The following is a 9,461-nucleotide window of genomic DNA, read 5'->3' as shown; positions in this document are numbered from 1 at the left end:
ACCCCCAGAAGGGGGGCGGTGGGGGGGAGTACCTCTCCCCCTGTTGGGGGTGTGCTCCCCCGCCGGGGGAGCAGCCCGGGTGCGGGCTCAGGAGGCGGGCAGCGAGTCCATGAAGGAGCTGACCGAGAAGACCGCGTTGCCCGGGCCGGCCGGCCCGTAGCCCGGCGGGGAGGAGAGGCCGAACTCCTCCAGGGTCGCGCGGTAGGTCTGCAGCAGGCGGATGTGGTACTCCAGCGGCGCGCCCTGCGGGTTGGCCTTGCCGAGCGGGGTGGTGGGTTCGGGGCACCAGGTGGTGAAGCGCGGGACCACGCCGTGGGACATGAAGTAGCGCAGGCCCTCCTCGGTGGAGGCGATCGCCTCGTCCACGGTGGTGAAGCCGAAGGGCTCGGCCATCTCCACGCCCGCGACGAAGTTGGGGATCACGTTCTGCGGGCCGAACACCTCGGTGGAGTCGAGGATCCGGCGGTGCCACTCGTCGCGGCCCACGTAGCGCTCCTTGCCCGGGCAGTAGAGCTCGAAGAGCCGCTTGTCCCACACCTCGAAGTTGGGGTGGTAGATCCGCACGCCGTAGTCGTGGAAGCGCTGTACGTCCTCGCGCGGCAGCGCCTGCGCCACCACCTTGCCGATCCAGCGGCCGGGGAAGCGCTCCTCGATGGCCTTGGCGTACTGCCCGTAGAAGTCGGCCTCGTCCCGGCCGCCGACCTGCGAGGTGATCGCCCCGCCGGTGAGGGTGTACGCCCGGGAGGCGCGGGCGGTGTCGTGGCGGTCGATGATCTCCAGTGCCTCCAGGACCTCCTCGACCGGCTTGACGCCGGTGTACGGGCGGCCGGCGGCCTTGTGCTGGCGCCAGTTGTGGTTGATGTCGCAGTACTGGCACTCCTCCTTGGCGCCGAAGTACTGGCAGACCCGGAACACCGTGAGGTAGATCAGGTACCCCCACTGGATGGTCGGGGCGACCTCCATCACCGACTTCCCGTTGGCGAGCGTGTGCCGGTAGTAGTCCGGCATCGGCGGCAGCCCGACGTCGGCGATCCGCGCGCCGTCCAGGTAGAGGCCGAGGGTGCCGTCCTCCCCGGCGCCGACCCGGTACGGCGAGTCCGGGTTGACCCGCACCGACACCACCGTGCGGCGCAGCCCGTACGGCCCGCCGGTCAGCACGACCTCCTCCGGCGGCCGGTTGAGCGCGGCGGCGCCCAGCTCGGGCAGGGTGCGGTGGTCGAAGGAGAAGATGAAGTACGACTTCGGCTTGACCTCGCCGCCCCCGCCCCCGTCGGCGCCGGCGCTGCCGCTGAGCGCGGACTCGTCGAAGGCCATCCCGCCGCGCAGCAGGTCCTCCTTGATCACCGCCTCCCGGGGCACGTCGGGATAGCGCTCCATGAGCGCCTCGACGAGTGCGGTGCGGCTGCGGGCCTGGCTCTCCATGTGCTGCTCTTCCTTCCTGGCCCCGATCGTCCACGGCGCCGTGCCCATTCTCGTCCCCCTTATGCGCCCGGTCCTGTCCGGCCGCGCGGGGGAGGGCCGCCCGGTCCGCGGTGGGGAACGAGGGGGAGGTGCCCGGCGCCGGGGAGCGCCGGGGCCGCCGGTCATTCGCTGTCGAACGGCCTCCGCCGGATACGGCCCTGTACGGCCTGCGGCGCGGCCCCGGCGCGGCGGCGTCGGCGGGACACGGGGGTGGTCGCCGGGTTGACGCGGCACGCGGGCGGGTCGGGCCGGCCGGTTCGGCGCCGGGGCGCCCCGGCGCGGGCCGGACCGATGCATGACAGGGGCGTCCCCAAACGCCGTCAGCACGAACGTTCACCCTATCGGGTGTAGAAGATCGTCCGTTGCGTTCCGGAACGCGCCTTCGCGCCTACGGTTGGGAATCGAGCGAGACGGGGCCCGTCGCCCGGAGTCCTCTTCGCGGCGGGCGAGATGACGACCCGTCATATCGTGCGACCCATTCCAGAGGAGGCTCCATGCCCCTGCGTGTCAGAACGGACTCACCACCAGGGTCCGCCGCCGCTCCGGCGGTGGGCTCATGAGCTCCCCGGCGATCGAGCGCATCCTGCGCGGACCCACCGGACTGGGCACCGCCGGGCTGCAGTTGAGGCCGCAGGCCCCGGCGGCGGAGGCGCCGGCCGTCGCGGTTCCGGCGGCCGATGCGCCGACCGTCGACGCCCCGGCGGTCGCGGTCCCGACGGCCGGGGCCCCGGTGGCCACGGTCCCGGTGCCCGAGGTCCCGGTGCCCGAGGCCTCGGCTGCGGAGGCCCCGGTGTCCGAGGCCGTCGCCCCCGGTGTCCGGCTGCCCTCCGTTCCCGCGCCGACCGTTCCCGCGCCGACAGTTCCGGCCCCGTCCCTCCCCGCGCCGTCCGTCCCGGCCCTGCCCGGTGCGGCCGCGTTCGGCACGGCCGCGCTCGGGGTGGCTCCGGCCGCCGCGGCGCCGGACGGTGGCAAGCCCAGGACCGGAGACCCCATCCCCGGTCTGTACCACCACCCCATCGCCGAGCCCGACCCGGTGCGGGTGGAGGCGCTCAGCCTGAAGATCAAGGCCTGGGCGATCGACGAGATCGAGCTCTACCCGCCGGAGTGGGAGAAGGACTTCGACGGGTTCTCCACCGGGCGCTACATGGTGGCCTGCCACCCCGACGCGCCCAGCATCGACCACCTGATGCTCGCGGCCCGCCTGATGGTGGCCGAGAACGCGGTGGACGACTGCTACTGCGAGGACCTCGGCGGATCACCGGTCGGCCTGGGCAGCCGCCTGCTCCTCGCGCACACCGCCCTCGACCCGCTGCACACCACGCCGGAGTACCACCCCGCCTGGGAGGCCTCGCTCTCCGAGGACGCGCCCCGGCGTTCGTACCGCTCGGCGATGGACTACTTCGTCCGCGCCTCCACGCCCTCCCAGGCGGACCGCTTCCGGCACGACATGGCGCGGCTGCACATGGGGTACCTGGCCGAGGCCGCGTGGGCGGAGACGGACCACGTGCCGGAGGTGTGGGAGTACCTGGCCATGCGCCAGTTCAACAACTTCCGCCCCTGCCCGACGATCACCGACACCGTCGGTGGCTACGAGCTGCCCGCGGAGCTGCACGCCCTGCCCGCGATGCAGCGGGTGATCGCACTGGCCGGCAACGCCACCACGATCGTCAACGACCTTTACTCGTACACCAAGGAGCTGTCCAGCCCCGGACTGCACCTGAACCTGCCGGTGGTGATCTCCGAATGCGAGGGCGTCTCGCGCAAGGAGGGCTACCTGAAGGCCATCGGGGTCCACAACGAGCTGATGCACGCCTTCGAGGCCGAGTCGGCCGCGCTGGCCGTCGCCTGCCCGGTGCCGACCCTCGTACGTTTCCTGCGCGGCGTGGCCGTGTGGCTCGACGGCAACCACTACTGGCACCAGACCAACACCCACCGCTACACCCTGCCCGACTTCTGGTGACCGCCCCGGCGGCGGCACCGTTCCCGGTAACCCTTCGTAAGAACCTTTGGAGTTGACCCATGTCCCTGACCGACGACCTCACCACTTCCGGCAACGCCATCCCCGGCCCGGCAACTCCGTACCAGGGCGACATCGCACGCTACTGGGACCACGAGGCTCGCCCGGTCAACCTTCGCCTGGGCGACGTCGACGGCCTCTACCACCACCACTACGGCATCGGCGAGATCGACCTCGGCGCGATCGGCGACCCGGCCGACAGCGAGCGCGAGAAGAAGGTGATCGCCGAGCTGCACCGGCTGGAGTCCGCACAGGCCGACGTGCTGCTCGACCACCTCGGCGACATCCGGCCCGACTCCACCCTGCTGGACGCCGGCTGCGGGCGTGGCGGCTCGATGGTGATGGCCCACCAGCGCTTCGGGTGCAAGGTCGAGGGCCTGACCCTCTCCACCCAGCAGGCGGACTTCGGCAACAAGCGCGCCGCCGAACTCGGCATCGGCGGGTTCGTCCGCTCGCGGGTCGCCAACATGCTGGACATGCCGCTCGCCAACGGCAGCATCGCCGGCTCGTGGAACAACGAGTCCAGCATGTACGTCGACCTGCACGACCTCTTCGCCGAGCACTCCCGGGTGCTCGCGGTCGGCGGCCGGTACGTGACCATCACCGGCTGCTGGAACCCGAAGTACGGCCAGCCGTCGAAGTGGGTCTCGCAGATCAACGCCCACTTCGAGTGCAACATCCACTCCCGCCGCGAGTACCTGCGGGCGATGGCCGACAACCGCCTGGTGCCGCAGGCCGTCATCGACCTGACCCCGGACACCCTGCCGTACTGGGAGCTGCGGAACACCACCTCGCTGGTGACCGGCATCGAGGAGGCGTTCATCGAGTCCTACAAGGACGGCTCGTTCCAGTACGTGCTGATCGCGGCCGACCGGGTCTGACCCCGGTCCGAAACGGCCGACGGCGGCCTCCCCGCACCCGCGGGGAGGCCGCCGTCGGCCGTGCGGGCCGCTACCGCCGGGTGAAGGTGAGGTGCGTGACGCCGCTCGGGCTGGTCACCGCCTCGGTGCGGAACCGCCCCTCCAGCCCTTCGAGCCCCGCCCAGAGCGACTCGCCCCGGCCGAGGACGATCGGCACCACGACCACGTGCAGGTGGTCGATCAGGTCGGCCTCCAGGAAGGCGCGGACCGTGCGGGGGCCGCCGCCGATCCGCACGTCCTTGCCGCCGGCCGCCTCGCGGGCCTGCCGCAGCGCCTCCTCGGGCGTCGCGTCGAGGAAGTGGAAGGTCGTCCCGCCCGCCATCTCCAGCGTCGGACGCGGGTGGTGGGTGAGCACGAAGACCGGGGTGTGGAACGGCGGGTTGGGCCCCCACCAGCCCTTCCACTCCTCGTCCTGCCAGGCGCCGCGCTGCGGCCCGAACTTGTTGCGGCCCATGATCTCCGCGCCGATGTCGTCGGCCCAGGCGCGGGCCATCGCGTCGTCCACGCCGGTGTCGCCGCCCTCCTTGCCATGCATCCGCCGGAACGTCCGGGTGTCGAAGAACCACTGGTGCAGCCGGTGGCCGGCGTGGCCGAACGGCTCGTCGAGGGTCTGGCCCTCGCCCGTGCCGTAGCCGTCGAGGGAGATCGAGAAGTTGTGGACCCGGACCAGGGACATCGGCTTCCTCCGCCGCTCGGTGCCTCGGTGCGGGCGGGCCGCACCCCGTTCGCGCCACGCTAGCCCGCGGGCCCGGATTCCAGACGCTCCGTCACCGTCCCTGGCGTGGCGGACCCGACGGGACCGGGCGCGGACGGGACGGGGGCCGGACGGGGCCGGAACCCACCGGGCGGGCGCGCGTGAGAGCTGTGGACGAAGGGGAAGGGACCGGGGGAGAGTCAGTGCACTCGTCACGCTATTGTCGTGCCTTCTTCACGCGGAGCACGCCTTGATCGGGGATGCTCCGTCAGGCTGCCCGGAGGAGGCGGCCGACACGTCGAACCTCGGGGGGTTCCCATGACCGTACGCCGCACCCTGGCCGGATTCCTGGCGGCCGGCCTGCTCGCCGGCGCCGGCGCGTTGATCACCACCGCCCCGGCGGACGCCGCCCCGGGCGGGACGGGCGAGCTGCCGTTCGGCTCGGCCACCACCGTCGGCCTGCACAACACCTACGACCCGGCCGCCTTCCCGTACCTGGCCCAGGGCCTGGACACCGGCACCGGGATGATCGAGCTGGACCTCTGGCCGGACATCATCACCAAGGAGTGGAAGGTCAGCCACTCCAACCCGCTCGGCAACAGCAACAACTGCACCGCCGCGACCACCCCCGCCCAGCTCTACGGCGGCGGCACCAACAAGAACCTGGAGAACTGCCTCGACGACGTCCGGGTCTGGCTCGCCGCGCACCCGGCGGCCGGGCCGCTGGTCGTCAAGCTGGAGCTCAAGCCCGGCTTCTCCGCCAACCTCGGGATGGGCCCCGACCAGCTGGACGCGCTGATCGCCCAGCACCTCGGCTCCGCCGTGCTGCGCCCCGCCGACCTGCTGGCCAAGCCCGGCGGCGGCGCGTACGCGAGCCTGGACGAGGCGGTCCGGGCCGGCAACTGGCCGAGCCGCTCGAAACTGGCGGGGAAGGTGCTGCTGTACGCGATCCCGGGCACGGTCGAACTGGGCAACCCCTTCGACACCCTGCACACCGACGTCGAGTACGGGCGGCACCTGCGCGACCTGGCGGCGGCCGGCCGGATCGGCCAGGCCCAGCTGTTCCCGTCCGTGCTGGGCGCCGCGAGCGGCGACCCGCGCAGCCGGTACACCGGTGCGGACGCCTCGATCCGGCCGTGGTTCGTGGTCTTCGACGGCGACGCCGCCACGTACACCGGCGGCATCGACACCGCGTGGTACGACACGGCGCACTACCTGCTGGTGATGACCGACGCGCACAAGGTCGCGCCGGAGATCAGCGGCACCGACCCGACGGCCGACCAGGCGCGGGCCCGCGCCGAGCAGCTGGCCGAGGCGCACGCGAGCATCGTGTCGAGCGACTGGCGCAAGCTGCCGGCGGTGCAGTCCCTGGTGCTGCCGCGCGGCTGACGTCCGGCTCGCGCTCCACCTCCACCGGCCTGAGCTCCACCCCCCCGACCGGGCCCCGGCGACGCACCCCGCGCCGGGGCCCGGTCCTCGTGGGGCGGTGTCAGCCGTGGCGGTCCAGCCGGGCGCGGACGGCGTCGGCGTCCCGGTGCTGCAGGTCCTCCAGGATGGCGAGGCTCTGCCTCCAGGAGTGCACGGCCGACTCGCGGTCGCCGAGCGCGAGGTGGGTGTCGCCGATGTGCGTGTGGATCTCGGCCTGGAGGAAGTAGTCGCCGATCACCTGGCGCAGCCGCAGCGACTCCTGGTACGCGGGCAGCGCCTCGGGGTACTCGCCGACGCTGTGGTGGATGTAGCCGATGCTGTCCAGGATCGAGGACTGGGCGGGGAGGCTGCCGCTCTCGCGGGCCAGGTACAGGGCGCGCCGACAGGAGGGCAGGGCCTCCCGGGGACTGCCGAGGAGCGTCAGGTACCAGCCGACGCTGTTGAGCGCGAGGGCCTGCCCGTGCAGGTCGCCGATCGACTCGAACACCCGCAGCGCCCGTCGGGACTCGGCCACCGCTTCGGCGTAGGCGTGCTCCTCGCCGTGGGTGATGGCGAGGTCGAGCTGGGTCTTGCCCTGCCGCGCGCGGTCCCCGAGCTCGGCGAACAGGTCGAGTGCCAGGCGCAGTTCGCGGTGCGCCCGGGGCTGACGGCCCTGCGAGCGGTGCACCTGGCCGAGCCAGCGGTGCGCGTGCGCCCGGCGCGCGAGGTCCCCGGTGCGCTCGGCGGCGGCCAGGGCGGTCTCGCTGACCTGCTGCCACTGCTGCCACAGGCCCGACTTGAGCAGGTAGGACACCTGGGCCCCGGCGAGCTGCCAGGTGTGCCCGTCCAGCCCCGCGCGCTGCGCGCAGACGACGACGCCCTCCAGGACCTGCTGCTCCTCCCGGTACCAGTCCAGGGCGTGCGGGCGGTCGGTGAGGCTCTCCGGCGTCACCCCGGCGGACGGTTCCGCGAGGTCGAGCGGCGGCCAGGAGACGTCGTCGGCGTACGCGTGCAGTCCGGCGAGGTGGGCGGTGTGCAGGTAGTGGTCGACCATGCGCAGTGTCGCGTCGGCCCGTTCCCGCGGGGAGTCGTGGCGGACCGTCTGTTCGGCGGCGTAGGCGCGCAGCAGGTCGTGGAAGCTGTACCGCTCGCGGTCCGGTGTGGTGATCAGATGGGCGCGGTGGAGTTCGTCCAGGAGGCGCCGCGCCTCGGCCGGCGGCAGACCCGCGAGGCTCGCCGCCGCGGCCGCGCTGATGTGCGGGCCGGGGTGCAGGCCGAGCAGGCGGAACAGACGGGCGGTCTGCGGGGCCAGGGCGCGGTAGGACCAGGAGAACACCGCCCGGACGTCGGCGTGGGCGTCGTCGACGGACAGCGCGTCCAGCCGGGCGCGGGTGTCGCGCAGTTCGTCCGTCCACACGTCCAGGGGGGTGCCCGGGTGCTCGGCGGCGCGGGCGGCGGCGATGTTCAGGGCCAGCGGCAGCCGGGCGCACAGCTCGACCAGTTCCCCGGCCGCGTCCGGTCGGCCCAGCACGGTCTCGCTGCCCAGGCGCCGCGCCAGCAGTTCGAGCGCCTCGTCGCGGGAGAGCACGTCGAGGGCGAGCGGCACCGCGCCGTCGAGGGCGACCAGGGCGGGCATCCGGTTCCGGCTGGTGACCAGCACCAGACAGCCGGCCGATCCGGGCAGCAGCGGTCGTACCTGCTCCACCCCGCGGGCGTTGTCGAGGACGACCAGGGTCCGGGTGTCGGCCAACCGGCTGCGGTAGAGCGCGAGTTGCCCCTCCGGGTCGGCGGGGATCCGGGTGGCCGGCACGCCCAGCGCCGCCAGGAAGCCGCGCGCCACACCGGCTGCGTCGACCGACGGGCCGACGGGGTCGAAGCCCCGCAGGTCGGCGAAGAGCTGGCCGTCCGGGAAGTGGTCGGCCACCTGGTGGGCGAAATGCACGGCCAGGGAGGTCTTGCCCACCCCGGCAGTGCCCGCGATCGCCGAGATCACGACCGCGCCGCAGTCGGGCACCCGATCGCCCAGCAGCGCGTGCAGCTCCTTGAGTTCGCGGACCCGCCCGGTGAAGTGCCGGACGGCCGCCGGCAGCTGACGCGGCACTTCGGCCTGGGGGACGGTCCGGTCCGGGGCCGCCGACCGGTCCTGCGGCGCCGACCGGTCCTGCATCGCCGACCGACCCGAGGTGGCCGACCGGCCCTGCGCCGCCGCGGCGGGCCTCGCGGCCGCCGGCATCGAGCGCAACTCGTCACGGTCCCGGGCGATCTGCTGCCACTGCTCCCGCCACCGCGCCTGCTCCGCCGGGGCCGCGCCGCAGGCACGGACGAGGGCCAGGCAGACCTCCAGCCGCGGCAGTTCGCGCCGACGCGGGTTCAGCGCATCGGACAGGGTGCTGCGCGCGACACCGCTGCGCCGCTGCAGTTCCTGCAGGGACGGCTGGCCCGCCCGCACCTTCAGCGCACGCAGCTCGCGAATGTAGGCGGCCACGCTCCCGGCCGGTTCGTCCGCCTGCCGACGCGGCTGCACTTCCGTCATGCGATTCCCCCTGTGAGACCGGCCGCCCTCGCTGGGCAACCGGGTTCGTCCGGACTCGACCGAGAACATTGTGGTGCCCGTGCCGCGATCCGCAGACTTCTGTGCAGACGAAAAGTGTCCGGCACGGCGCCGGGGGCGAGGAGGGGGACACATGCGGATCGTGCAGCGGCTCGCGACCGGCGGCAGGGCGGTCTCCTGACGCGGCGCGCCGAGCGGTGACCAGGATCCGCCAGGGAGCGGGCCGCGGCGTCACCCGGGTTCCAGGAACCGTCGCGAGAACCCCGGTTCGAGGGGCGGGCGCGACGGATTCCGAGAGCCGGCAGGAACGGGGGTTCTTCCGGCTCGTGGGGTACGACCCGGGCATCGCCGAGGCCCGTGCGGAGGCCGGCACCGACGTCCCTCCCGGCACCCGACGGCGCAACGGCCGCG

At 73.3% G+C, this 9,461-nt stretch carries 6 protein-coding genes; 3 read left to right on the top strand and 3 right to left on the bottom strand.

The genetic code is table 11. From position 1 onward, the window contains the following. Positions 1-87: 87 nt before the first annotated feature. On the bottom strand, positions 88-1,422 hold the full coding sequence (locus tag ACZ7KX_RS21695) for a radical SAM protein (protein ID WP_470327854.1): 1,335 nt from the start codon (positions 1,420-1,422) through the stop codon (positions 88-90). 595 nt (positions 1,423-2,017) lie between these two features. Between ACZ7KX_RS21695 and ACZ7KX_RS21690 the strand changes: the two genes are divergently transcribed. Further along, entirely contained in the window at positions 2,018-3,421 is a 1,404-nt protein-coding gene (locus ACZ7KX_RS21690; protein ID WP_470327853.1) for a family 2 encapsulin nanocompartment cargo protein terpene cyclase, read from the top strand. A 59-nt stretch (positions 3,422-3,480) separates the two neighbouring features. Continuing rightward, complete coding sequence (locus tag ACZ7KX_RS21685) at positions 3,481-4,359, top strand: geranyl diphosphate 2-C-methyltransferase (protein ID WP_396545861.1); 879 nt, start codon at positions 3,481-3,483, stop codon at positions 4,357-4,359. Between the two features lie 70 nt (positions 4,360-4,429). Here the strand turns inward: ACZ7KX_RS21685 and ACZ7KX_RS21680 are convergent, their stop codons facing one another. Further along, positions 4,430-5,074, bottom strand: a complete 645-nt coding sequence (locus ACZ7KX_RS21680) for a dihydrofolate reductase family protein (protein ID WP_470327852.1) — start codon at positions 5,072-5,074, stop codon at positions 4,430-4,432. A gap of 336 nt (positions 5,075-5,410) precedes the next feature. Here ACZ7KX_RS21680 and ACZ7KX_RS21675 point away from each other — a divergent pair, with 336 nt between their 5' ends. Continuing rightward, the gene (locus tag ACZ7KX_RS21675) at positions 5,411-6,481 is read left to right on the top strand and encodes a phosphatidylinositol-specific phospholipase C domain-containing protein (protein ID WP_470327851.1); all 1,071 of its coding nucleotides are present in this window, start codon (positions 5,411-5,413) and stop codon (positions 6,479-6,481) included. 100 nt (positions 6,482-6,581) lie between these two features. On the opposite strand, the gene ACZ7KX_RS21670 is transcribed toward ACZ7KX_RS21675, so the two are convergent. Then, positions 6,582-9,032, bottom strand: a complete 2,451-nt coding sequence (locus ACZ7KX_RS21670; protein WP_470327850.1) for an ATP-binding protein — start codon at positions 9,030-9,032, stop codon at positions 6,582-6,584. Positions 9,033-9,461: the final 429 nt, after the last annotated feature.

It is taken from the genome of Kitasatospora sp. NPDC038210, assembly GCF_055600605.1.
The sequence above is the reverse complement of the archived record's forward strand: the minus strand, read 5'-3'. Positions and strand labels throughout refer to the sequence as shown.

What these genes read in the sequence shown, in the direction of transcription:
- ACZ7KX_RS21690 (WP_470327853.1), top strand. Translation starts at nt 2,018, where the DNA reads ATGAGCTCCCCGGCGATCGAGCGCATCCTGCGCGGACCCACCGGACTG.
- ACZ7KX_RS21685 (WP_396545861.1), top strand. Translation starts at nt 3,481, where the DNA reads ATGTCCCTGACCGACGACCTCACCACTTCCGGCAACGCCATCCCCGGC.
- ACZ7KX_RS21670 (WP_470327850.1), bottom strand. Translation starts at nt 9,032, where the DNA reads ATGACGGAAGTGCAGCCGCGTCGGCAGGCGGACGAACCGGCCGGGAGC.
- ACZ7KX_RS21680 (WP_470327852.1), bottom strand. Translation starts at nt 5,074, where the DNA reads ATGTCCCTGGTCCGGGTCCACAACTTCTCGATCTCCCTCGACGGCTAC.
- ACZ7KX_RS21695 (WP_470327854.1), bottom strand. Translation starts at nt 1,422, where the DNA reads ATGGAGAGCCAGGCCCGCAGCCGCACCGCACTCGTCGAGGCGCTCATG.
- ACZ7KX_RS21675 (WP_470327851.1), top strand. Translation starts at nt 5,411, where the DNA reads ATGACCGTACGCCGCACCCTGGCCGGATTCCTGGCGGCCGGCCTGCTC.